The sequence below is a fragment of the Caballeronia sp. 11_S32 genome (assembly GCF_056930355.1).
In genome coordinates this window covers 2444435-2467802 of the sequence record NZ_JBXOWH010000003.1, presented here as the reverse complement: position 1 = coordinate 2467802, position 23368 = coordinate 2444435, and the positions used below count along the sequence as shown (strand labels likewise).

Below are 23368 nucleotides of genomic sequence, written 5' to 3'. Positions count from 1 at the left end.
TCGACGAGGTCATCGAAAGGAGCGCGCATGAAAAGGAAGATTTCGAGCTTGACGGCGGGTTGTGCGCTGACGGTCGCGGCGGCGATCGGCTGCGCGGCGGCGGTGTATCCGCTCACGGCGGGCGCGACGCTCAAGCCGGGCGACCCCGCGCCCGACTTCACGGCGCAGGCATCGCTCGGCGGCAATGTGTACGACTACTCGCTCGCCGATGCGCTGAAGAAAGGCCCCGTCGTGCTGTACTTCTATCCGGCGGCGTTCACGAAGGGCTGCACGATCGAGGCGCACGAATTCGCCGAAGCGGTCGATCAATACAAGGCCGAGGGCGCGACGGTCATCGGCGTCTCGCATGACAACATCGATACCTTGAAGAAGTTCTCGGTGAGCGAGTGCCGCAGCAAGTTTCCGGTCGCGGCCGACGAGAACTCGAAGATCATCAAGTCCTACGACGCCTCCATGCCGATGAAAAGCACGATGGCCAATCGCGTGTCCTACGTGATCGCGCCGGACGGCAAGGTCATCTACGAATACACGAGCCTGTCGCCGGACCAGCACGTCGCCAACACGCTGCAGGCGCTGCGCGAGTGGAACGCGAAGCACAAGGCGCAGTGATACGCTTCGGTCTCACCCACTGAGCGTGCGGGAGGCGCCATGCCCATCGTCGTCGGACTGATCGCCCTGGGATTGCTGATCTATGGCGCGATCTGGTCGTTCAACGCGCTGCACGCGCATTTCGGCATTGGCGTGGCGGTGGGCGTCGCGATCGTCGTGCTGCTCGCAATCGCCGCGGGCGTGATGCGCTGGCTCGCGAGCCGGCGCGAGATCGCGCCGAACCTGCGCCGCGGCGAGAACGGCGACTGGACGCACGAACTCAGGACCGACTGGGGCGGGCTGCGGCTCTCGGCGGGCAAGCGTCTGTGCGATGTGCGCATCGGCGACGAGCGCGGCAGCTATATCTTCGCGGACCTGCGCGGCGCGCGCATGCAGCAGCCGGGCAGCGGCGGCGCGTGGCAGGTGGTGCTCGACGTGCAGGACGCCAAGCACGGCGCATGGACGCTGCCGATGCGCGATCGCGGCGAGGCGCACAAATGGGCGCGCATCCTGTCGCTCGCGACCCAGCAAAAACTCTGACGCCGCTTCACGCGTGATAGCCCATATCGCCGCGCACCTTGCCGCGAAACACCCAGTACGACCAGATCACGTAGATCATGAGCACGGGCAGCAGAAACATCGTGCCGATCAGCAGAAACTGGTGCGATAGCGGCGCGGCGGACGCATCCCACAGCGTCACCGAGGGCGGCGCGATGAACGGCCACAGGCTGATCACGAGCCCCGTGAACGCGAGAAAGAAGAGGCCGATCGAGCACACGAACGGCAGCACTTCGCGGCGTTTCGCGAGACTCGACCAGAGCGTCCACGCGAGCAGCACGGTGAGCACCGGCACCGGCGCGAACGCGAGGCTTTCGGGGAAGCCGAACCAGCGCGCCGCGATGCGCGCGTCCTTGAGCGGCGTCCACAGGCTGATGAGCAGGATGAACGCGATCACGCCGATGAGCGCGTAACGCGCCATCGTGCGGCTCCATTCCTGCAGCTCGCCTTCGGTCTTGAGCACGAGCCAGGTCGTGCCTTGCAGCGCATAGCCGAAGATCAGCCCGACGCCGACGAGCAGCGGAAACGGCGCGACCCAGTTCCAGCTCGTGCCCGCATAGACGCGGCCTTCGATCGGAAAGCCCTGAATGAACATGCCGAGCACGACGCCCTGCGAGAACGTCGCGACGAGCGAGCCGCAGCCGAACGCGCCATCCCACAGCCATTTGCGCGCGCCGATCACCTCGCGGAACTCGAACGCGACGCCGCGAAAGATCAGCCCGAGCAGCATGAAGAGAATCGGGAAATAGACGGCTGGCACGATGATCGCGAACGCGAGCGGAAACACCGCGAACAGGCCGCCGCCGCCGAGGATCAGCCAGGTCTCGTTGAAGTCCCACACGGGCGCGACCGAGTTGATCATCAGGTTGCGCGATTCGCCGTCGCGGCGCAGCAGAAACATCACGCCGACGCCGAGATCGAAGCCGTCGAGCAGCACGTACATGAACACGGCCAGCGCGAGAATAGCGGCCCACAGCGGCACGAGATCGAGCATCGCGTTCTCCCGGTTCTTATTTGCGGCCGCGCCCTGGGGGCACGATATCGTCCTCGCTCACGCGCCGCCCCGCGCCGTCCGCGCCCGCCGATACCGCCGAGAGCGGGCGCGCCGCGCGCGTTTTCGCATCGAGTTCGTCCTTTTCGTGCGCGTGCGCGACTTCCGCCGGCCCGACGCGCACCAGCCGCCGCAGCAGGAAAAATCCCGCGCCGAAGATCACCAGATAGGCGAGCACGTAAAGCAGCCACGAGAGACCGACATCGGCGGCGGTGAGCGAGGGCGTCACCGAATCCTTCGTGCGCAGGATGCCGTAGACGGTCCACGGCTGGCGGCCCGCCTCGGTGGTCGTCCAGCCGGCGATCACCGCGATGAAGCCGAGCGGCATCGCCCAGGTGGCGGCGCGCAGCCAGCGCGTGCTCGTTTCGATCCTGCCGCGCGCGAGCTGCACGATGCCCGAGAGCACGAGCACGAACATCAGCAGCGCGATGCCGACCATGATGTGAAACGCGAAGAACACGACGGCGACGGGCGGCCGGTCCTCGCGCGGAAAGTCCTTCAGGCCGCGCACGAAGCCGTTCGGATCGTGCGTCAGATAAATGCTGCCGAGCACCGGAATCGAGATCTCGAAATGGTTGCGTTCTTCGTCCTGGTCGGGAATCGAGAAGAGATTCGCCGGAACGCGCGTGCCGGATTCCCACAGGCCTTCCATCGCCGCGAGCTTGGCGGGCTGATGCTTGAGCGTGTTGAGGCCGTGCGCGTCGCCGATCACCATCTGCACCGGCACCATGATGATGAGAAAGACGAGGGACATCTTCACCATCACGCGGCTTTCCTCGAGCGCGCGGCGCTCGCGCAGATACATCGCGCCGACGCCGAGGATGACGAAGCCCGCCGTCACGAGAAAGGCGCTCACCGTATGCCCGAGCCGGTACGGAAACGACGGCGTGAAGATCACGTCGAAGAAGCTCACCACTTCGAAGCGGCCGTCCGGCAGCATGCGATGCCCTTGCGGCGTCTGCATCCAGCTGTTGACCGCGAGAATCCAGAACGACGAGATCACGGTGCCCGCCGCGACGAAGATCGCCGACATCACGTGCGCCCATTGCGGCACGAGCTTGCGCCCGAAGAGCAGCACGCCGAGGAACGCCGATTCGAGAAAGAACGCGGTCAGCACTTCGTAGCCCATCAACGGGCCGACGACGTTCGCGGTGGCATCGGAGAAGCGGCTCCAGTTGGTGCCGAACTGGAACGGCATCACGATGCCCGACACCACGCCCATGCCGAAGGAGACCGCGAAGATCTTCAGCCAGAACGCCGAGAGCCGCCGATACACGTCGCGCTTCGTGATCCACCAGTTGAACTCGAGCGTGGCGATGTAGCACGACAGACCGACCGTGAAAGCCGGCAGCAGAATGTGGAACGCAACGACCCACGCGAACTGAAAGCGGGAGAGCAGGACCGAATCGACATCCATGAACGCTCCTTTGTTCAGGCTTTTTACAGCGGATATGTCGAAGGGCGCGCCTCGCGCGGGCGCTTTGTTCCTTAATACACGGTTTTCATGCGCGCGGCCACGCGCCGCCCGGGGAGGCGCCACGCCCGCCGCGACGCCGATGCACCAATTTGATACAATCCGAGGCTCGGTCTAAAGGCCATGCGGACGACCGCATGCGCATCGTTTCATCGGGGACGGCCCCATTTCTTCAAGGGAGTCGCTCGATGTCCTGGATTCTTCTTTTCATCGCCGGTCTGCTGGAAGTCGCGTGGGCCGCGGGTCTCAAATCGTCCGAAGGCTTTACGCGGTTCGGGCCGTCCGTTTTCACGATCATCACCGCGCTCGGCAGCTTCGTGCTGCTCGCGATGGCCATGAAGCAACTGCCGCTCGGCACCGCTTACGCCGTATGGACGGGTATCGGCGCGGTCGGTGCGTTCATCTTCGGCATCGTGTTCATGGGCGAGGCGCTGTCGGCGGCGCGCATCGTGAGCGCTGTGCTGATCGTCGCCGGTCTGGTCGGCCTCAAGTTCTCGTCGGGTCACTGAAAGCGCAGCCGTTGTGCGCGCGCCACCCTTGCGTGCGTTGCAGAACCGGGAACGGCAATCGCTGAACCCTTGCTGCACCGCGCGTATTTGCGTGGATATAATGATCTGAGGTCATCCGGTTTTCGTCCGATTCCTATGGTTCCGCGGTTTTTCGTTGTATCTTCGCGGATGTAGGCGGCTTCTTTCGATATCTGCCGGAAAGACCGCTCTTTTTAGCTGGCGAATCGTCCGATAGCGGCGAAAGCCGGCAGCCGGCGCATTAAGGGAGGCGGCAATGCTTGAGTCACTTTCGCTCGCAGCGGGCCTGTCATGGGCGAGCGGGTTGCGCCTGTACCTCACCGTCTTCATCGCCGGCATGTTCCAGCGCATGGGGCTCGTCCACCTGCCGGATTCGCTCGCGGTGCTCGGCTCGCCGTGGGTGATCGGCGTCGCGGCGGTGCTCGCGCTCGTCGAATTTCTCGCCGACAAGATTCCCGCCGTCGATTCCCTGTGGGACGCGGTCCACACCTTCATCCGCATTCCGGCTGGCGCCGTGCTCGCGGCCGGTTCACTCGGCCACGCCGATCCCGCCATGCTGACCGTCGCCGCGCTCGCGGGCGGCACGCTTGCCGGCGCGTCGCATTTCGCGAAGGCGGGCACGCGCGCGCTCATCAACCTGTCGCCGGAGCCGGTGTCGAACTGGGCGGCATCGGCGACCGAGGATGTCGGCGCGCTCGCGGGCATCACGCTCGCGCTCTTCGTGCCGCTCCTGTTCCTCCTGCTCCTCCTTGCGTTCCTGGTGCTCGCGGGCTGGGCACTGCCGCGGCTCGCGCGCGGCGTGCATGGCGGCGTGTCGCGCATGGCCAAGCACATGCTGCCGAGCTCGGACCGCATGAACCGGCTGCGGAGCAAGCACGATTGAGCACCGCATTCAGGAACGATCAGGCTGCACGCAAGGCAGGACATTCGCATCCGACCATCCGGCTCGGTTTCACGCAGACGGTGCGCCAGGCATGGCGCATGACCGCGCGCGACTGGCGCGCGGGCGAACTCACGATGTTGCTGCTCGCGCTGGTGCTGGCGGTCGCGGCGCTGTCGAGCGTTGGCTTTCTCGCCGACCGCATGCGCCAGGGCCTCGCGCGCGACGGGCGCCAGATGATTGCCGCCGATTTCATCGTGCGCGCCGATCATCCCGTCGATCCGATGTTCGCGAGCGAGGCGAATTCGCTCGGGCTAGAGACGGCGGGCACCACCATTTTCCCGAGCATGATCAGCTCGACGTCCGCGCAGCCGGCGTCCAGGCTCGCGGCGATCAAGGGCGTCACGCCGGGGTATCCGTTGCGCGGCGCGCTGCGCATCGCGCCCGGCACCGATGCCGCCGATGCGCCCGCGCACGGCATTCCCGCGCCCGGCACGGTCTGGGCCGATGCCGCCCTGCTCGATGCGCTCAAGACGACAGTCGGCGGCACGGTCAAGGTAGGCACGCGCACGTTCACGGTGGCGGGCGTCATCACGCGCGAGCTGGATCGCGGCTTCTCCTTCGTCAATTTCTCGCCGCGCCTCATGATGCGCGCCGACGAGATCGCGGGCACGGGGCTCATCGGCTACGGCAGCCGCGTGACGTACCGGCTGCTCGTCGCGGGGCCGGACAGCCAGGTGGAGCAATTCGCGAAGTTCGCGCGCGACAAGGTGGATGGCGGCAAGCTGCGCGGCGTCGCGCTGGAGTCGCTGTCGGACGGCCAGCCGCAGGTGCGCCAGACGATCGATCGCGCGAGCCACTTCCTCACGCTCGTGTCGCTTCTGACCGCGCTGCTCGCCGCGGTCGCGATCGCGATGGCCGCGCATCGCTTCGCGCGCCGGCATCTCGACGGCTGCGCCGCGATGCGCTGTCTCGGCGTCAGCCAGCGCACGCTGCGCGCGCTCTTTCTGAACGAATTTCTCGCGATCGGGCTGATCGGCAGCGCGGCGGGCGTCGTGCTCGGCTTCGGCGGCCATCTCGTGCTGCTGAACTGGCTCGGCTCGCTCGTCGATGTCGAGTTGCCGCAGCCGAGCGTGTGGCCCGCGCTGCAGGGCATCGCGATGGGCCTCGTGCTGCTGCTCGGCTTCGCGCTGCCGCCGCTCTTGCCGATCACGCGCGTGCCGCCGGTGCACGTGATCCGACGCGAGCTCGGCGATGCCGGGCGCGTCGCGCATGCGGCGTATGGCGTCGGCGTGCTGCTGTTCGCGGCCCTGCTGATTCTCGCGGCGGGGGAATGGAAGCTCGGCGGCATCGTCGCGGGCGGTTTCGCGGCGGGCCTGCTCGTGTTCGGCGCGATCGCGCGCGCAGCGCTCTGGGCGGCGGCGCGCTTCGTGCGGCGCGAACGCAGCCGCGCGGGCGTGGGCTGGCGCTACGCGCTCGCGTCGCTGGAGCGCAGGAGCGGATCGAGCGCGCTGCAGATCACCGCGCTCGGCATCGGGCTGATGTGCCTTTTGCTCATCGGCATGACGCGCAACGATCTCATCAAGGGCTGGCGCGACGCGACGCCGCCCGACGCGCCGAATCAGTTCCTCATCGATATCCAGCCGGACCAGCGCCAGGGCGTGCTCGACTATCTGCACACGCACGGCCAGCCCGACGCCACGCTTTCGCCGATGGTGCGCGCGCGCCTCGTCGCGATCAACGGCAAGCCAGTAAATCCGGACGACTACGACAAGGCCGACGCGAAGCGCCTCGTCGACCGCGAATTCAACCTCTCCTACACGACCGAGCTGCCCGGCGACAACCGCGTGACGCAGGGCGCATGGTTCGGCACCGAAACGAAGCCGCAGGTGTCGATCGAGGAGGGCATCGCGAAGACGATCCGCGTGAAGATGGGCGACACGCTGCGTTTCGATGTCGCCGGTCTGCCGGTCGAAGCGCCGGTGACGAGCGTGCGCAAGGTCGACTGGAACTCGTTCAAGGTCAACTTCTTCGTGCTGCTGCCGCCCGAGGCGCTCGCCGATCTTCCCGCGACCTTCATCACGAGCTTTCATCTGCCGACGCAAGAGCAGCGCGTGATCGACGGGCTGGTGGCGCGTTACCCCAACGTGACGGCCATCGATATCGCGCCGATTCTCGCGCAGATCCATCGCACGCTCGCGCAGGTGATCGGCGCGGTGCAGTTCCTGTTCCTCTTCACGCTCGCGGCGGGCGTGCTCGTGCTGTACGCCGCGCTCGCCGGCACGCGCGACGAGCGCGTGCGCGAATCGGCGCTGCTGCGCGCGCTGGGGGCGTCGCACAGGCAGGTGCGCTCGGTGCAGGTGGCCGAATTCGTCGCCGTGGGCGCACTTTCGGGCCTGATGGCGGCGATCGGCGCGCAGGCCATTGGCTACGTGCTCGCGGCGCGCGTGTTCGAGTTTCATATCGATTTCAATCCGTGGCTTCTGCCCACGGGCATCGTGGCGGGCGTCGCGTGCGCCGGGCTCGGCGGCTGGCTCAGCCTGCGCCGCGTGCTGGCGCGCCCGGCGTTGCAGTCCTTGCGCGATGCGTGACTTTTTGTTCGAGCAATGACCGAAGCAAATCAATCCTCCTCCGACGACGAAGCACAAAAGCCGACCGCCTTCGAGCTGATCGGCGGCGAGGCGCGCGTGCGTGCGCTCGTCGATCGTTTCTATGATCTGATGGATCTCGAGCCCGAATTCGCGGGCATCCGCGCGCTGCATCCGCCGACGCTCGACAATTCCCGCGACAAGACGTTCTGGTTCCTGTGCGGCTGGATGGGCGGGCCGGATCATTACATCGACCGCTTCGGGCATCCGCGTCTGCGGGCGCGGCATCTGCCGTTCGCGATCGCGTCGGACGAGCGCGATCAATGGCTGCGCTGCATGGCGTGGGCGATGGAGGACATCGGCATCGACGAAGCCTTGCGCGAGCGCCTTCTGACGTCCTTCTTCGATACCGCCGACTGGATGCGCAACCGTCCCGGTTGAAACGCTGCGTTTTGTATCGGTTCACGCGGGGCGCGCGTGATGCATCATCGGCTCTTTCGCATCATCGAAAGGAACGGGAACATGAGCACACGCGCACTCTTTCGCGAGGACGCCTATCAGACGCGCTGCGACGCGACGGTGACGGCCATCGACGAGCAGGGCATTCATCTCGATCAGACCGTGTTCTATCCGCTCGGCGGCGGCCAGGCGGGCGACGCGGGCACGCTGACGCTCGCGGACGGCACGGTCATCGCGATCGCCGATACGCGCAAGGCGAAGTTCGAAGGCGCGACGCCCGATGACGCCGTGCACGTGCCCGCGCCCGGCCAGGAAGACGCGCTCGCGAAGCTGACGGTCGGCAGCAGGCTCAGCGCCGAGATCGACTGGGCGCGGCGGTATCGGCATATGCGGCTGCATACGGCGAGCCATCTGATCTGCGCGGTGCTGCCGTATCCGGTGGACGGCTGCAGCATCACGACCGAGTACGCGCGTCTGGATCTCGCGACGGTCGAGCCGATCGAGCGCGAAAGCGTCGAAGCGAAGCTGAACGCGTTGATCGGCGGCGCGCACGATGTGCACACCGAATGGATCACCGACGACGAAATGTCCGAGCGCCCCGAACTCGTGCGCACGATGAGCGTGAAGCCGCCGATAGGCCTCGGCCGCGTGCGTCTCTTGCGCATCGAGAATGTGGATTTGCAGCCCTGCGGCGGCACGCATGTGCGCAACACGGGCGAGATCGGTGCGCTGCGCATCGCGAAGCTGGAGAAGAAGAGCGCGCGCACGCGGCGGCTGGTGCTGGAACTGGCGTGAGCATGGATCCTCGCGCGCAGGCGGTGCTGGACCTGTGGTTCGGCGCGCCCGGTTCGCCGGAATTCGGCACGGAGCGCAAGGTCTGGTGGAAGAAGAAGCCCGCTTTCGACGCAATGCTCACGGAGCGCTTCGGCGCGCTGCTCGAAGAAGCGCAGTCGGGCGGATTGCAGGAGTGGGAACGCACGCCGCCCGGCACGCTCGCGCTGATCGTGCTGCTCGATCAACTGTCGCGCAACTGTTTTCGGAACACGCCGCGGGCATTCGCGGGCGATGCGCGCGCGCTGGCGCTGGCGAAAGCGCTCGTGGAGAAGGGCGACGATCTGCTTCTGCCGGACGCGTATCATCGCGCGTTCGCGTATATGCCCTTCGAGCACGATGAGACGCCCGACAGCCAGCGCGAGGCGCTGCGATTATTCGCAAAACTAAAAGATGAAACCGGTGTTTCGAGTTTTTACGAATCCGCGGTGGAACATGCGGAAGTGATCGGGCGCTTCGGGCGCTTCCCGCATCGCAATCGGATTCTCGGGCGCGAGATGTTACCCGATGAAGAGGCATGGCTGGCGCGCCACGGCGGATTTTGAGATCGAGAGCCTCGTCCTTGTGAGCGACAAAATAGAATCGCGGCTCCGTGCTTGCGCATGCGATCTGGAAAACGTTGCCACATGCCTGACTTTAGTAAGATTACGCTCGTCTCCGTGACCGGCCTGGACGATGCTCAAGGTGCCGCTTACGCGCTTGCGCTGTCCAGCCGGCAGATGCCCGGCGCGCGCGCCTTGTTATTCAGCCCGCACGCTCCCGCGGATCTTCCCGCCGAAGTCCGTCACCGGACGATCGCCCGGCTGAACTTCAACGAGTACAGCTGGTTCATCATGTTCGCGTTGTGGAAGTTCATCGAAACGGACTATGCGCTCATCGTTCAGGACGACGGATGGGTGCTCGACGGCGCCAACTGGAGCGACGAATTCTTCGAGTACGATTATCTCGGCGCGCCGGGGCATCTGGCGCGGGTCGATACGCCGCAAGGGACGCGGTGGATGAACGACTTCAGCTGGTACGGCGAGCTGGAAAAAGCGGATTCGATCGTCATCCCCGTGTTCAATGGCGGCTTCAGCCTGCGCAGCCGGCGCCTGCTGCGCGCGCTGACCGATCATCCCGAGATCCGGGTTGTCGTTCCACCGCCGCAAGTCAGTGAGTCGGAACCCATTCGCATGGGCTGGTCCCACGATGCCACGCACGAAGACGTGCAATTCGCCTGCGTGCTGCGCCCGCAACTGGAGGCATTGGGGTTGCGGTTTCCATCGCTGAATCTGGCCGCCCACTTTTCTTTCGAGCAGGTCGCGTACAGCCACATCGGCGTGGACCTCATGCGGGTCTTCGGCATGCACGGCGCATGGCGGCGCCTCGTCAGCATCGACCCGCTGGTCGTGCGTTACGGTGCAACGCGCAGCTATATCGATGCCCATCCGCTGGAGCCGCCCGTCGTCAGGATGCTCGAGCAGCGTGGGTATCGGCTCGAATTCCTGCCCGAGCCTGGCTGACGGGCGCGATGTCGCGCAGCATGACGGGTGCGAACCTTTGATTGAGTGATGCTGCGAACTAGAATCGTGTTGCCGGGAGCCCGTGACATATCCGGATCGCGGCTCCTGCACATTTCGCAACAATCGCCGCCATGCCTGACTTCAGCAAAATTACATTGGTCTCCGTGACCGGGCTGTACAACGCCCAAGGTGCGGCCTATTCGCTGGCGCATTGCAGCCGGCAGATGCCGGGTGCGAGTGCCGTGCTTTTCAGTCCCGAGGCTCCGGATAAGCTTCCGCCAGGCATTCGTCACCGCGCTATCGCGCCGCTCAACTATCACGAATACAGCTGGTTCATGATGTTCGTGCTATGGAGATTCGTCGATACCGAATTCGTGCTGATTGTTCAGGACGATGGCTGGATGCTCGATATCCAGAACTGGAGCGACGATTTCCTGAACTACGATTATCTGGGCGCGCCGATCCATCTGGGACGAGTCGACACGCCGGAAGGCATCCTGTGGATGCGCGGCTTCAGCTGGTGCGAACACTTGAACAAGCCTGACAGCATCGTTCGTCCGGTGCTCAACGGCGGGTTCAGCTTGCGCAGCCGTCGCATGTTACGGGCTTTATGCGATCATCCGCACATCCGGATGGAAATTCCGCCGCCCGATACCGTCGAGGTCGAGCCCATTCGCATGCGATGGTTTCACACCGTATTGAACGAAGACGTTCAGCTCTCGGCCGCCTTGCGGCCGCAACTCGAGGCGGCGGGCCTGAAGTTCGCGCCGCTCGACCTGTGCATCCGGTTTGCCCTGGAGGAAGGCGGGCCGATTCATGCGGGCCTGAATGTCATGCAGATCTTCGGGCTGCACGGCCCGTGGCGGCGTCTCACCAGCATCGACCCGCTCACGGTCCGATACGGCGTCTCCCGGCAGCTCGTCGAGGGAAACGATGGCGAGCGGGCAGTGCTCGCCATGCTGCAAAAGCGCGGCTACCGCATCGAATTCGACCCAAAGCCGCAATAGCGCGCCGCGTTCGCGTTACCGCCCGCCTGACACATCCAGAATCGCCCCCGTCACATACGACGACGCATCCGACAGCAGCCACGCGATCGATTCGCCGACCTCATCGGCGGTGCCGGCGCGCCCGATAGGCGTCTGCACGCCGAGCACGTGCGCGCGATCCGGCTTGCCGCCGCTCGCGTGGATCTCGGTGTCGATAAGGCCGGGGCGAATTGCGTTCACGCGCACGCCCTCGGGCCCGAGCTCCTTCGCCAGCCCGATGGTCAGCGTGTCGATCGCGCCCTTGGACCCCGCGTAGTCGACATACTCGTTCGGCCCGCCGAGCCGCGCCGCCGCCGACGAGACATTCACGAGCGAACCGCCGTTGCCGCCGCGCGAGCGCGACATGCGCCGTGCAGCCTCGCGCGCGCACAGATAAGCGCCGAGCACATTGATGTCGAAAATGCGCTTCATCCGCGCGATATCCATGTCCGCGAGCGCCGAGCCGGGCGCGACGATGCCCGCGTTGTTCACCACGCCGTCGATCTTGCCGAAGGCCTGCTCCGTGGCGTCGAACATCGCGATGATCGCGGCTTCGTCGCTCACGTCGCCGTGAATGGCGATGGCTTTGCCGCCCGCCGCGCGCACCGCCGCGACGGTTTCATCGGCGGCAGCGGCATTCGACGCGTAGTTCACGCCGACGCACCAGCCGCGCGCGCCCGCGAGCACCGCGGCGGAGCGGCCGATGCCGCGGCTCGCGCCGGTAATCAGGATGACTTTGGACATGGTTCTGGTTTCCTCAAACGGCGTTGCGTTTCTCGGACCACTTGTCGTGCGTGGGCGGCTGGTAGGCCGCGAGCTTCGCGATCATCTCATCCGGTTCGGCCGCGACCTGGATGATGTCCAGATACGGCGCGCGCATGAAACCCTCCTCGACGGTGTGACGCAGCATCGACATGAGCGGATCGAAATAGCCGTTCACGTCGAGCAGGCCGACGGGCTTCTGGTGATAGCCGAGCTGCGCCCAGGTATAGACCTCGAAAAACTCCTCGAAGGTGCCGACGCCGCCCGGCATCGCGACGAAGGCATCGGAGAGGTCGGCCATCAGCTTCTTGCGCTCGTGCATGTCGGGCACGACGTGCAGCTCGGTGAGATCCGTGTGGCCGACTTCCTTCGCGAGCAGCAGCTCGGGAATCACGCCGACGGCGCGTCCGCCCGCGGCGAGCACTTCATCGGCGATGAGGCCCATCAGGCCGACGCGCCCGCCGCCATAAACGAGCGACAGATTGTTCTGAACCAGCGCGCGGCCGAACGCCTTGGCCGCTTCCGCATAGACGGGACGGGCTCCGTTCGAGGAGCCGCAATAGACACACACTGCCTTCATTTATCTGGAATCCTTCGGTGTTTCGCTCTTCGACGCATTCGATGCGCCTTGCTGTGACTCGTCGCGCGGCGGCAGGAAGTCCGCGTACTCGCGCTTGGGTAGCTTACCGGAGACGAGATCGTCGAAGAGCTGACGCGAGCGCCCGCGCAGATACGGCGCCATGATCGAGATGATGTGCAGGCTCGCCTGATGCAGTTCCGCGCGGATCGCTTCCTGATCGTTGTACTTGCGCGGATTCATCACGTACTGGTACGAGAGCCAGTACGTCGCGATCACGCCCATGTTGGTGGCGATCACCTCGATCTCCTGCGGCGTCGCGACCATTTCCTGATCGGCCACGAGCGCCTCGCACAACTGGCTCGCGAAGCGCACCTTGTGCGTGATGATCTGCTTGAAGTGCGTCTCGAGCGTGCGGTTGCGCGCGAGCAGATCGTTCAGGTCGCGATAGAGAAAGCGGTAGGTCCAGAGGAAATCCGCCATGTACTGCAGATACGACCACATCTCGTCGATCGTCGGGCGATGATCGTCCGGAAAGCGCAGGCGCTTCTGAATCTGCTGCTCGAACTGCGCGAAGATGCTGTTGATGATGTCGTCTTTATTGCGGAAATGGTAGTACAGGTTGCCTGGACTGATTTCCATCTCCTCGGCGATCGTCGTCGTGGTGACGTTCGGCTCGCCGATATCGTTGAACAACTTCAGCGACAGCTCGAGAATCCGTTCGCGGGTGCGGCGGGGTGGTTTGGCTTCCATGTCGTCCGACCTTGGCATCGGGCCGCGGCGGCTCGGGATGAGCGTTCGCGCGGCCGCTTCCGTTGCTATTTTTGAGAATATCGGACGATTATAAACCGGTCGTTCGACGGCACGGACGCACGTCTCACGCGCCGCGGTTCTCGTTTATAAGATACGCGCCAGCCACGCGGATGCAAGCGGCCACAGTATCAGGCCCCATGTGAGCACGCAGACGCCGAGCGCGACCATCACCGCGGCGCTGCCGAAATCCTTTGCGCGCTTCGAAAGTTCGTGCCGTTCGAGCGAGATGCGGTCGATGGCCGCTTCGACGCTCGAATTGAGCAGTTCGACGATGAGCACGAGCAGCACCGACGCGATCAGCGCCGCGCGCTCGACCGCCGCGACGGGCACGATGACGCTGCAGGGCAGCAGGATCGCGGCGAGCGTCAGTTCCTGGCGAAACGCGCTTTCCTCGCGGATCGCGACGCGAAAGCCGTAGAGCGAGTTCTTCATCGCGTGCCAGGCGCGCGTGAAGCCGCGGTTGCCCTTGTACGGATTGAAGGGCAGGTCGTCCGGGCCGAGCGGTTCGGCGGGTTGCGCGGGCGTGTCGTCGATGTCCTCGAGGTCGTCGTCGAAGGGATCGCGCGCGCGGGCCGGCGCCGCACGCGCATTCGCTTCCGCCCGTTCCTCTGCGACGGCGCGTCGCGTCATGCGGCCGCCTGTTCGGACGTCGTCGCGCCTGGCCCGAACTGCCGCAGATGCGACGCGAATTGCTCCGATGCCGCGCGCCACGAGAAGTGCTCGGCCCACGCGCGGGCATCGCCGCGTTCGATCTTTAATGCATCGAGGCAGGCTTCGCGCAGGTCATGATTGAGCGCGCCGGGTCCGTCGGTGCCGAGCACGTCGATCGGGCCCGTCACCGGATACGCGGCGACCGGCGTGCCGCAGGCCATCGCTTCGAGCAGCACGAGGCCGAAGGTGTCGGTCTTGCTCGGGAAGACGAAGACATCCGCTGCCGCATAGACCTTCGCGAGTTCCGACTGCGACAGCACGCCCAGATAGTTGACGTTCGTGTAGCGCGACTTCAGCTCCGCGAGCGCCGGACCTTCGCCCGCGACCCACTTCGAGCCGGGCAGATCGAGCTTCAGGAACGCCTCGACGTTCTTCTCGACGGCCACGCGCCCGACATACAGAAAAATCGGCCGCGCGGTGTTGAGGACCTTCGACTCCATCGGATGAAAGATGTCGAGATCGACGCCGCGCGTCCACAGCACGACATTGGTGAAGCCGTATTTCTCGAGATCGCTCTTCACGACGGGCGTTGGCGCCATCACCGCCTGCGAGTCCTTGTGGAACCAGTGCAGGAAGCGGTAGGTCATCGACAGCGGAATGCCGAAGCGCGCCTTCACGTACTCCGGAAAGCGCGTGTGATACGCGGTCGTGAACGGCAGCTTGTGGCGCAGCGCGTAGGCGCGCGCGGCGAGCCCGAGCGGGCCTTCGGTGGCGATATGCAGCGCATCCGGCGCGAACGCATCGATGCGCTCGGCCACGCGCCGTCCCGGCAACAGCGACAGGCGAATCTCGGGATAGGTCGGGCAGGGGATCGTCCTGAATTCGAGCGGCGTGAGCAACTCCACGCGATGACCGAGCGCGGTGAGCTCCTTCGACGTTTGCGTGAGCGTGCGCACGACGCCGTTGACCTGCGGCTCCCATGCGTCGGTAACGATCATGATTTTCATCGGCTTTGGCCCCGTGGTTCGTTCGTGTTCAGACTGTCGCGCGCGCTTTCGTCGTGCGCGCTTCCGGCGAGCGCATCACCGTCCAGTAGACGACTTTCAGCTCGCCGTCGTAGGTCTCGACGAGCGCCGAAAGACTCTCGACCCAGTCGCCGTCGTTGCAGTAGAGAATGCCGTCGATGTCGCGGATCTCGGCCTTGTGGATGTGCCCGCACACGACGCCGTCGCAGCCGCGGCGGCGCGCTTCGTCGGTCATCACGCGCTCGAACTGCGAGATGAAGTTCACCGCGTTCTTCACTTGATGCTTCAGGTACTGCGACAGCGACCAGTAGTTGAAGCCGAGCTTCGTGCGCACGCGATTGAACCAGCGGTTGAGCAGCAGGATCATCGTGTAGGCGGTGTCGCCGAGATAGGCGAGCCATTTGGCGTGCTGAATGACGCCGTCGAAGAGATCGCCATGCACGATCCACAGGCGCTTGCCCGCGAGCGTCGTGTGAAACGCCTCGCCGCGCACGTGGATGTCGCCGAACGCGAGATCGCAGAACTGGCGCGCGGCTTCGTCGTGATTGCCGGGAATGTAGACGACCTGCGTGCCCTTCCTCGCCTTGCGCAGGATCTTCTGCACGACGTCGTTGTGCGCCTGCGGCCAGAACCAGCCCTTGCGAAGCTGCCATCCGTCGATGATGTCGCCGACGAGATACAGGTACTCCGACTCGTGATGCCGCAGGAAATCGAGGAGATAGGGCGCCTGGCAACCGCCCGAGCCGAGGTGAATGTCCGACAGCCAGATCGTGCGATAGCGATGCGTTCCATCGGCGCCATCGCCCGGCTCGTCATGATGGACGGGCGCGGCGGCACGCGGATCGGAGAAGCCCGGCACGCCCGTCGAGGCGGATTCGGGCGATTCGGTGGACTCGGATCGCAGCGCGAAGGGACCGGTGCGCTGATCGCTATTGCTGAAGTTGAAGGGAGACGGCGGGTCGATTGCCGGTTGGACTGACGAGGTGAAGGCCATTGGCTCGCGCATCGGGTTTCGATATGCGCATTGCGCCATGCGGCTGTGACCGAGCCGTGACAGTCACAAGAAGTTCTTATTACTTGGCGATGGGCGCAGCCGCGACGATGCGCGTGCCGGCGAGGCGGTCATGGAGGAACTGGCGCGCGGGATCGAGCCACACGGCGGCGGCCCACAGCGCGACCCACGCCGCGAACACGGCGAGCGTCTGCGGCACGGCGAGCGAGAGGAGGGGATGCAGCGCGAGCGGCGGCAGGAACCACAGCCAAGCGAGCGCATAGCGGGTGAGGGCGCGAGCCGGCTTGATGGGCTGGCCGTGCGCATCGACGATTTTGAGGCGCCAGGTTTTCATCGGCAGGGTCTGGCCGCCGTGCGTCCAGAAATACACGAAGTAGGCCGCGAGCACGATGCCGATCCACGACATCAGCCAGTTGTGATGCGTGAGGCCGTTCTTTTGCTGCGTGAGCGTGCTGAAGAGATAACCGGCGATGAACACGACGCCGAAGAGGATCACGCCTTCGTAGAGCATCGTCGCGAGGCGGCGCCGCAGCGTGGGCGCGCGCATCGGGTCGACGGTGGCCACTGCCGGCTGCGCGCTCACGAGCCGTTGTACATGGAAGGCGCCTGCTGCGGCGACACCGGAATCGGCGTGGCCGGCGCAATGCTCGCGGCGTTCGGTATGGCCGGCTGCGTCGGCACGCCGGAGACGGGCGCGGCCGGCGCGGTTGCGGCGCCCGATCCGCTTCCCGCGTGCCCGGAGGCGGGCCCCTGCTCGCGCGCCGCGACGAGGCGATTGATGTCCTTCACTTCGGTCTTGCCCGTGGGCGGCGCGGAAACGACGGTCGGGCGGTGCACGTGCTCGCTCGCGGCCAGCTTCTTCTTCTGTTCTTCGGACAGCTTTTGATAGGCGTCCCAAGCCTTTTCGCGCTTTTCCAGCGGCACCGATTTGGAAACCTGATAGTTCTCGCGCGCCACCTTGCGCTGGTCCGGCGTGAGGCGCACCCACTCCTGCATGCGCTGATGCAGATGCTTCTGCGCCTCAGGCGACATCCGATGGAATCGCGACGCGATCTTCAGCCACTTTTGCTTGCGCTCGTCGGAAAACGAATCCCACTGGGTGGCGAAAGGGGCGAGCGCGATGTGCTGCGCCTCGGTCAGATGGCTCCAGGCGAGCGGGCTTTCGGAAGACAGCGCGGAGAGCGGGGAGACGTTTCCGTCCGCAGGAGCGCTCGCGCCGCCGCTCGGCGCCGCCATAGGCGAAGGCGTGGCGGGGGCGGTCGAATAAAAGCGCGGATAAGTCGCGGCGAACGCAACCAGACCCGCAATCGCGCAACCAAAGACAATCGCGAGACCGCGCTTGTAACTCACCCGAAAATTCCCCCGCTGTATCCAGTGCTTAATGATTGCGCGTCAGGTACGCGTTAAAACCGTGATCGAGATAGGCGTCGATCGGCAGGCTGTCGCTCATCATGGCGGCGTCGATGTCCGCCAGTTCCGCGCGGCGCTCCTGGTCTTCCCAATAGGCGATGCCCGCCAGCCCGATGACGAGCGCCGCGAGCGGCCACGCGAGGCCCAGGCCGCCGAGCCGCGCGAGCAGGCCCTTCGGCCGCCGGCCCTCGCCGGAATCGCCGGTCGTGAGCGTGCCGCCCGCACCGGCGAGCGCCGGCGTGAAGGCGGGCGCGGCAATGGCCGCGGCCACTTTCTCCGGCTTCTTGCGCGCGATCGCGGCGCGGCGCGCGTCGCGCAGCCGGTCGACGGCGGCAGCCGGAATATTCGACGTGTTTTCGTCCAGCGCGCGCACGACCTTCAGCGCGAACTCGTTTTCCTTCGTTTCAAGTGCGGAACTCATAGCGTGATCCCTTTGGCTTTCAGGGCTTGTGCGAGAGTGTGCGTGGCGCGTGAACAATGTGTTTTCACGCTGCCCTCGGAGCACCCCATCGCAGCGGCCGTCTCGGCGACATCCATGTCTTCCCAGTAACGCATGAGAAACGCTTCCCGTTGACGTGCCGGCAGTTTCTGGATCTCGGCATCGATCAGGTTCAAGACCTGCTCGCGCTCCAGCTTGTTCTCGCTGCTTTCGCTGCCGACCGCGCCGTCCTCGGATTCGAAGGTTTCGAGCGGGTCGAATTCGTCGTCGTCGGCGTTGCCGAAGGACGAGAAGAGACTGACCCAGGTGTTGCGCACCTTCTGGCGACGGAAATAATCGTGCGTCGCGTTCTGAAGGATACGCTGGAAAAGAAGCGGAAGCTCGGACGGCGGACGGTCGCCATACTTCTCCGCCAGCTTGATCATCGCGTCCTGCACGATGTCGAGCGCCGCGTCGTCGTCGCGAACGGTGTACACGGTCTGCTTGAACGCGCGTCTTTCGACGCCCGCCAGAAAGTCGGCGAGTTCCTTGTCTGATGCCATCCGTTGGGGACCCGGCGCAACGAATTTGCGTCGAAAGGGATCGTGAGGTTCGAGGAAAACCTGCGAATCCTAGCAAAGTTTCGCCGCATCCGGATAAATTGAGAGGTTTTGTTGCCACTTCCCGCTTGCGTTGGATGAATTCCGCGTGGGTCCGGCAGCTTGCGCACGCACGCGGCGCATGGGGCGCGTGGGGTTTTTCCCGCGCGACCGTGCTAAAGCAGGCGCTGTCGATTCGCTGTCGATTGTTCGGAAACTTTTTACTTGACCCGCCGCGCACCCCGCTGTTACATTTTCTGACTCGCATCATCCAGTGAAATGTCTGCTTTGAGGCGAGCCCAAGAAGCACGCCTGTCAAACCTAGACGCACCGCTTGAACCCGAGCCACAAGCCCGGTAGAGAGCACCCGATCAATTTTTTGCCGAAAATTCGAAAGGTGATGAATGAACATGCCTAGCGCGGAATTCTCCACGTCGGATACCACTCCCCCTCACGAAGCCGACTCCATCGGCGGCACTGTGCTCATGCGCGCATTGGCCGATGAAGACGTCGAGTTCATCTGGGGCTATCCCGGCGGCTCGGTACTTTACATCTACGACGAGCTTTACAAGCAGGACAAGATCCAGCACATCCTCGTGCGCCACGAACAGGCCGCCGTGCACGCCGCCGACGCGTATTCGCGTTCGACCGGCAAGGTGGGCGTGTGTCTCGTGACCTCGGGCCCGGGCGTCACCAATGCCGTCACCGGCATCGCCACGGCCTACATGGATTCCATTCCGCTCGTCGTCATCAGCGGCCAGGTGCCCACCGCGGCCATCGGCCTCGACGCATTCCAGGAGTGCGACACCGTCGGCATCACGCGTCCGTGCGTCAAGCACAACTTCCTCGTGAAGGACGTGCGTGATCTCGCCGAAACCGTCAAGAAGGCGTTCTACATCGCGCGCACCGGCCGTCCCGGCCCCGTGCTGATCGACATTCCGAAGGACGTGTCGAAGGCGCCGTGCAAGTACGAGCCGGTCAAGAGCGTGTCGCTGCGGTCGTACAACCCGGTCACGAAAGGCCATTCGGGCCAGATCCGCAAGGCGGTGCAACTGCTGCTTTCCGCGAAGCGCCCGTACATTTACACCGGCGGCGGCATCATTCTCGCGGATGCATCGCGTGAGCTGAACCAGTTCGCCGACCTGCTCGGCTATCCCGTCACCAACACGCTGATGGGCCTCGGCGGCTACCGCGCGTCCGACAAGAAGTTCCTCGGCATGCTCGGCATGCACGGCACGTACGAAGCCAACATGGCGATGCAGAACTGCGACGTGCTGATCGCCATCGGCGCGCGCTTCGACGATCGCGTGATCGGCGATCCGAAGCACTTCGCGTCGTCGCCGCGCAAGATCATCCATATCGACGTCGATCCGTCGTCCATTTCCAAGCGCGTGAAGGTGGATATCCCCATCGTCGGCGATGTGAAGGAAGTGCTGAAGGAACTGATCGAGCAGCTGCAGCACGCGGAGCACGGCCCGGACACGGCCGCGCTCAAGACGTGGTGGGACGAGATCGAAGAGTGGCGCTCGAAGGACTGCCTCTCGTACGACCGCAAGAGCGAGATCATCAAGCCGCAGTACGTCGTCGAAAAGCTCTGGGAGCTCACCGACGGCAACGCGTTCGTCTGCTCGGACGTCGGCCAGCATCAGATGTGGGCGGCGCAGTTCTATCCGTTCAACAAGCCGCGCCGCTGGATCAACTCGGGCGGCCTCGGCACGATGGGCTTCGGCCTGCCGGCGGCGATGGGCGTGAAGATGGCCTATCCGGACGACGAAGTGGTCTGCATCACGGGCGAAGGCTCCATCCAGATGTGCATTCAGGAGCTCTCGACGTGCAAGCAGTACAACACGCCCGTCAAGATCATCTCGCTGAACAACCGCTATCTGGGCATGGTGCGCCAGTGGCAGCAGATCGAGTACAAGAAGCGCTATTCCAGCTCGTACATGGACGCGCTGCCGGACTTCGTGAAGCTCGCCGAAGCGTATGGCCATGTCGGCATTCGTGTCGAAAAGACCGCGGACGTCGAGCCGGCGCTGAAGGAAGCGCTGCGCCTGAAGGATCGCACCGTATTTCTCGACTTCCAGACCGATCCCACCGAAAACGTATTCCCGATGGTGCAAGCCGGTAAAGGCATCACGGAAATGCTGCTCGGGTCTGAGGATCTATAACGCGGGTTTCGAATGCGCGGATTGCGCGCGCGCCTGTCTCCACGAAAGACATGTGCGGCGCGCGGATCCGTTTCGAAGCTCAACTGGATACACATCGGGAATACGAACATGAAACACATCATCTCCGTACTGCTGGAAAACGAACCGGGCGCGTTATCGCGCGTCGTCGGGCTCTTTTCGGCGCGCGGCTATAACATCGAAACGCTGACGGTGGCGCCGACCGAAGACAGTTCGCTGTCGCGGCTGACCATCGTCTCGATTGGCTCGGACGACGTGATCGAACAGATCACGAAGCACCTGAACCGCCTGATCGAGGTGGTGAAAGTGGTCGACCTGACAGAGGGCGCCCACATCGAGCGCGAGCTGATGCTCATCAAGGTCAGGGCGGTCGGCAAGGAACGCGAAGAGATGAAGCGCATGGCGGATATTTTCCGCGGCCGCATCATCGACGTGACCGAGAAGACCTACACGATGGAACTGACGGGCGCGAGCGACAAGCTCGACGCGTTCATTCAGGCGCTCGACGCCACGGCGATCCTCGAAACGGTTCGCACGGGCAGTTCCGGCATCGGCCGGGGCGAGCGGATACTCAAGGTTTGACGGCGCCTCACCCATTCATTTGCAGCACGTAGCGCAACCATTTATCAGGACTCAAGGAACCACCATGAAAGTTTTCTACGACAAGGACGCCGACCTCTCCCTCATCAAGGGCAAGCAAGTCACCATCATCGGTTATGGCTCTCAAGGCCATGCGCACGCGCTCAACCTGAAGGAAAGCGGCGTGAACGTGACGGTCGGTCTGCGTAAGGGCGGTGCATCGTGGAGCAAGGCCGAGAACGCGGGCCTCAAGGTGAAGGAAGTGGCCGAAGCCGTGAAGGGCGCCGACGTTGTCATGATGCTCCTGCCCGACGAGCAGATCGCCGAGGTCTACAAGAATGAAGTGCACGACAACGCCAAGCAGGGCGCAGCCCTCGCGTTCGCGCACGGCTTCAACGTGCACTACGGCCAGGTGATCCCGCGCGCGGATCTGGACGTCATCATGATCGCGCCGAAGGCTCCGGGCCACACCGTGCGCAACACGTACAGCCAGGGCGGCGGCGTGCCGCACCTGGTCGCGGTCGCTCAGGACAAGTCGGGCTCGGCGCGCGACGTGGCGCTGTCGTATGCCGTGGCGAACGGCGGCGGCCGTGCTGGCATCATCGAAACGAACTTCCGTGAAGAAACCGAAACCGACCTGTTCGGTGAGCAGGCAGTTCTGTGCGGCGGCACCGTCGACCTGATCAAGGCCGGCTTCGAAACGCTGGTGGAAGCGGGCTACGCGCCGGAAATGGCGTACTTCGAGTGCCTGCACGAGCTGAAGCTGATCGTCGACCTGATCTACGAAGGCGGCATCGCCAACATGAACTACTCGATCTCGAACAACGCCGAGTACGGCGAGTACGTGACGGGCCCGCGCATCGTCACGGAAGAGACGAAGAAGGCGATGAAGGCCGTGCTGAAGGACATTCAGACCGGCGAATACGCGAAGAGCTTCATCATCGAGAACCGCGCCGGCGCGCCGACGCTGCAATCGCGCCGCCGTCTGACGGCCGAGCATCAGATCGAGCAGGTCGGTGAGAAGCTGCGCGCGATGATGCCGTGGATCGCGAAGAACAAGCTCGTCGACCAGTCGAAGAACTAAGCTCGCTGGCGTGAGTCATTTCACGCTTCTTGCTTGTAGAAAAGCCGCCCGGATGCCCTGTGCGCCGGGCGGCTTTTGCTATCCTACGGTTTTTAAAAATCACAGAACCCGTTCATGAACTATCCTCATCCGATCATTGCCCGCGAAGGCTGGCCGTTCATCGCCATCGCGGCTGTCGTCGCCATCCTCGTGCAAGCGATGGGCGGCTTCGGCTTTGCCTGGATCTTCTGGCTGATCGTGATTTTCGTCGTCCAGTTCTTCCGCGATCCCGCGCGCCCGATCCCGACCCAGCCCAATGCGGTGCTGTGTCCGGCGGATGGACGCATCGTCGCGGTCGAAACCGCGCACGATCCGTACGTGGGCCGCGAAGCGCTGAAGATCAGCGTGTTCATGAACGTGTTCAACGTGCACTCGCAGCGCTCGCCGGTGGACGGCGTCATCTCGAAGGTTCAGTACTTCCCGGGCGCGTATCTCAATGCCGCGGTCGACAAGGCGTCCACCGAGAATGAGCGCAACGCCATCGTGTTGCAGACGGCGAGCGGGCAAACCGTGACATCGGTGCAGATCGCCGGCCTGATCGCGCGGCGCATTCTCTGCTATGTGCACAACGGCGAGCCGCTGACGCGCGGCCAGCGTTACGGCTTCATCCGCTTCGGCTCGCGCGTCGACGTGTATCTGCCGGTGGGCAGCCGCCCGCGCGTGTCGATCGGCGAGAAGGTTTCGGCTTCGTCGACGATCCTGGCCGAGTTCGCGGAATAACGCGGAGGAC

Annotated in this window: 26 protein-coding genes; 14 read left to right on the top strand and 12 right to left on the bottom strand. The window is 64.5% G+C overall.

Going from position 1 to position 23368, the window contains the following annotated elements; genetic code table 11:
* Nucleotides 1-27: 27 nt before the first annotated feature.
* A complete protein-coding gene (locus tag AC1Z32_RS23205) occupies nt 28-609 on the top strand; it encodes a peroxiredoxin (RefSeq protein WP_483480912.1) in 582 nt (193 codons plus the stop codon).
* A 39-nt stretch (nt 610-648) separates the two neighbouring features.
* Nucleotides 649-1128: a hypothetical protein gene (locus AC1Z32_RS23200; RefSeq protein WP_483480910.1), complete on the top strand. Its 480-nt coding sequence runs from the start codon at nt 649-651 to the stop codon at nt 1126-1128.
* Nucleotides 1129-1135: 7 nt separating this feature from the next.
* On the opposite strand, the gene cydB is transcribed toward AC1Z32_RS23200, so the two are convergent.
* Nucleotides 1136-2140 (bottom strand): cytochrome d ubiquinol oxidase subunit II, encoded by a 1005-nt coding sequence (cydB, locus tag AC1Z32_RS23195; RefSeq protein ID WP_483480908.1) that lies wholly within the window; start codon nt 2138-2140, stop codon nt 1136-1138.
* 16 nt (nt 2141-2156) lie between these two features.
* On the bottom strand, nt 2157-3614 hold the full coding sequence (locus AC1Z32_RS23190) for a cytochrome ubiquinol oxidase subunit I (protein WP_483480906.1): 1458 nt from the start codon (nt 3612-3614) through the stop codon (nt 2157-2159).
* A 245-nt stretch (nt 3615-3859) separates the two neighbouring features.
* On the opposite strand from AC1Z32_RS23190, the gene sugE reads away from it, so the two are divergent.
* From sugE to AC1Z32_RS23150, 8 genes are all read left to right on the top strand, one after another.
* Entirely contained in the window at nt 3860-4180 is a 321-nt protein-coding gene (gene sugE, locus AC1Z32_RS23185) for a quaternary ammonium compound efflux SMR transporter SugE (RefSeq protein ID WP_483480904.1), read from the top strand.
* 274 nt (nt 4181-4454) lie between these two features.
* The gene (locus AC1Z32_RS23180) at nt 4455-5081 is read left to right on the top strand and encodes a DUF4126 domain-containing protein (protein WP_062601423.1); all 627 of its coding nucleotides are present in this window, start codon (nt 4455-4457) and stop codon (nt 5079-5081) included.
* A gap of 98 nt (nt 5082-5179) precedes the next feature.
* Complete coding sequence (locus tag AC1Z32_RS23175; protein WP_483481722.1) at nt 5180-7669, top strand: ABC transporter permease; 2490 nt, start codon at nt 5180-5182, stop codon at nt 7667-7669.
* Nucleotides 7670-7684: 15 nt separating this feature from the next.
* The gene (locus AC1Z32_RS23170; protein WP_483480902.1) at nt 7685-8107 is read left to right on the top strand and encodes a group II truncated hemoglobin; all 423 of its coding nucleotides are present in this window, start codon (nt 7685-7687) and stop codon (nt 8105-8107) included.
* An 81-nt stretch (nt 8108-8188) separates the two neighbouring features.
* A complete protein-coding gene (locus tag AC1Z32_RS23165) occupies nt 8189-8920 on the top strand; it encodes an alanyl-tRNA editing protein (RefSeq protein ID WP_483480900.1) in 732 nt (243 codons plus the stop codon).
* A 2-nt stretch (nt 8921-8922) separates the two neighbouring features.
* Nucleotides 8923-9501, top strand: coding sequence for a DUF924 family protein (locus tag AC1Z32_RS23160; RefSeq protein WP_483481721.1), 579 nt, complete (start codon nt 8923-8925; stop codon nt 9499-9501).
* 114 nt (nt 9502-9615) lie between these two features.
* Entirely contained in the window at nt 9616-10458 is an 843-nt protein-coding gene (locus AC1Z32_RS23155; protein WP_483480898.1) for a DUF5672 family protein, read from the top strand.
* 164 nt (nt 10459-10622) lie between these two features.
* Nucleotides 10623-11465, top strand: coding sequence for a DUF5672 family protein (locus AC1Z32_RS23150; protein WP_483481720.1), 843 nt, complete (start codon nt 10623-10625; stop codon nt 11463-11465).
* Between the two features lie 15 nt (nt 11466-11480).
* Here AC1Z32_RS23150 and AC1Z32_RS23145 read toward each other — a convergent pair whose 3' ends face one another.
* The 10 genes from AC1Z32_RS23145 to AC1Z32_RS23100 all read right to left on the bottom strand — a co-directional run bounded on the left by AC1Z32_RS23145 (nt 11481) and on the right by AC1Z32_RS23100 (nt 18714).
* A complete protein-coding gene (locus AC1Z32_RS23145; RefSeq protein WP_483480896.1) occupies nt 11481-12227 on the bottom strand; it encodes an SDR family oxidoreductase in 747 nt (248 codons plus the stop codon).
* A gap of 13 nt (nt 12228-12240) precedes the next feature.
* Entirely contained in the window at nt 12241-12825 is a 585-nt protein-coding gene (locus tag AC1Z32_RS23140; protein WP_483480894.1) for an LOG family protein, read from the bottom strand.
* Complete coding sequence (locus tag AC1Z32_RS23135) at nt 12826-13575, bottom strand: TetR/AcrR family transcriptional regulator (protein WP_483480892.1); 750 nt, start codon at nt 13573-13575, stop codon at nt 12826-12828. It lies immediately after the preceding gene.
* 144 nt (nt 13576-13719) lie between these two features.
* Nucleotides 13720-14265: a diacylglycerol kinase gene (locus AC1Z32_RS23130; RefSeq protein ID WP_483480890.1), complete on the bottom strand. Its 546-nt coding sequence runs from the start codon at nt 14263-14265 to the stop codon at nt 13720-13722.
* Nucleotides 14262-15293, bottom strand: a complete 1032-nt coding sequence (locus AC1Z32_RS23125) for a glycosyltransferase family 4 protein (protein ID WP_483480888.1) — start codon at nt 15291-15293, stop codon at nt 14262-14264. The genes AC1Z32_RS23130 and AC1Z32_RS23125 overlap by 4 nt, the downstream gene beginning before the upstream one ends.
* Nucleotides 15294-15321: 28 nt before the next feature.
* Complete coding sequence (locus AC1Z32_RS23120) at nt 15322-16317, bottom strand: UDP-2,3-diacylglucosamine diphosphatase (RefSeq protein WP_483480886.1); 996 nt, start codon at nt 16315-16317, stop codon at nt 15322-15324.
* Nucleotides 16318-16384: 67 nt separating this feature from the next.
* Nucleotides 16385-16870, bottom strand: coding sequence for an RDD family protein (locus AC1Z32_RS23115; protein WP_483481719.1), 486 nt, complete (start codon nt 16868-16870; stop codon nt 16385-16387).
* Between the two features lie 32 nt (nt 16871-16902).
* On the bottom strand, nt 16903-17673 hold the full coding sequence (locus tag AC1Z32_RS23110; RefSeq protein WP_483480884.1) for a DUF3106 domain-containing protein: 771 nt from the start codon (nt 17671-17673) through the stop codon (nt 16903-16905).
* Nucleotides 17674-17701: 28 nt separating this feature from the next.
* On the bottom strand, nt 17702-18154 hold the full coding sequence (locus tag AC1Z32_RS23105) for a DUF3619 family protein (RefSeq protein ID WP_483480882.1): 453 nt from the start codon (nt 18152-18154) through the stop codon (nt 17702-17704).
* On the bottom strand, nt 18151-18714 hold the full coding sequence (locus AC1Z32_RS23100) for an RNA polymerase sigma factor (protein WP_483480880.1): 564 nt from the start codon (nt 18712-18714) through the stop codon (nt 18151-18153). Before AC1Z32_RS23100 ends, AC1Z32_RS23105 begins: the two co-directional genes overlap by 4 nt.
* Before the next feature lie 440 nt (nt 18715-19154).
* Between AC1Z32_RS23100 and AC1Z32_RS23095 the strand changes: the two genes are divergently transcribed.
* The 4 genes from AC1Z32_RS23095 to AC1Z32_RS23080 all read left to right on the top strand — a co-directional run bounded on the left by AC1Z32_RS23095 (nt 19155) and on the right by AC1Z32_RS23080 (nt 23358).
* Entirely contained in the window at nt 19155-20918 is a 1764-nt protein-coding gene (locus tag AC1Z32_RS23095; protein ID WP_483480878.1) for an acetolactate synthase 3 catalytic subunit, read from the top strand.
* Between the two features lie 108 nt (nt 20919-21026).
* Complete coding sequence (gene ilvN / locus AC1Z32_RS23090) at nt 21027-21518, top strand: acetolactate synthase small subunit (protein WP_008341906.1); 492 nt, start codon at nt 21027-21029, stop codon at nt 21516-21518.
* A 64-nt stretch (nt 21519-21582) separates the two neighbouring features.
* Nucleotides 21583-22599: a ketol-acid reductoisomerase gene (ilvC, locus tag AC1Z32_RS23085; RefSeq protein WP_483480875.1), complete on the top strand. Its 1017-nt coding sequence runs from the start codon at nt 21583-21585 to the stop codon at nt 22597-22599.
* A 114-nt stretch (nt 22600-22713) separates the two neighbouring features.
* Nucleotides 22714-23358, top strand: coding sequence for a phosphatidylserine decarboxylase (locus AC1Z32_RS23080; protein ID WP_483480873.1), 645 nt, complete (start codon nt 22714-22716; stop codon nt 23356-23358).
* The last annotated feature ends 10 nt before the right edge of the window (nt 23359-23368 follow it).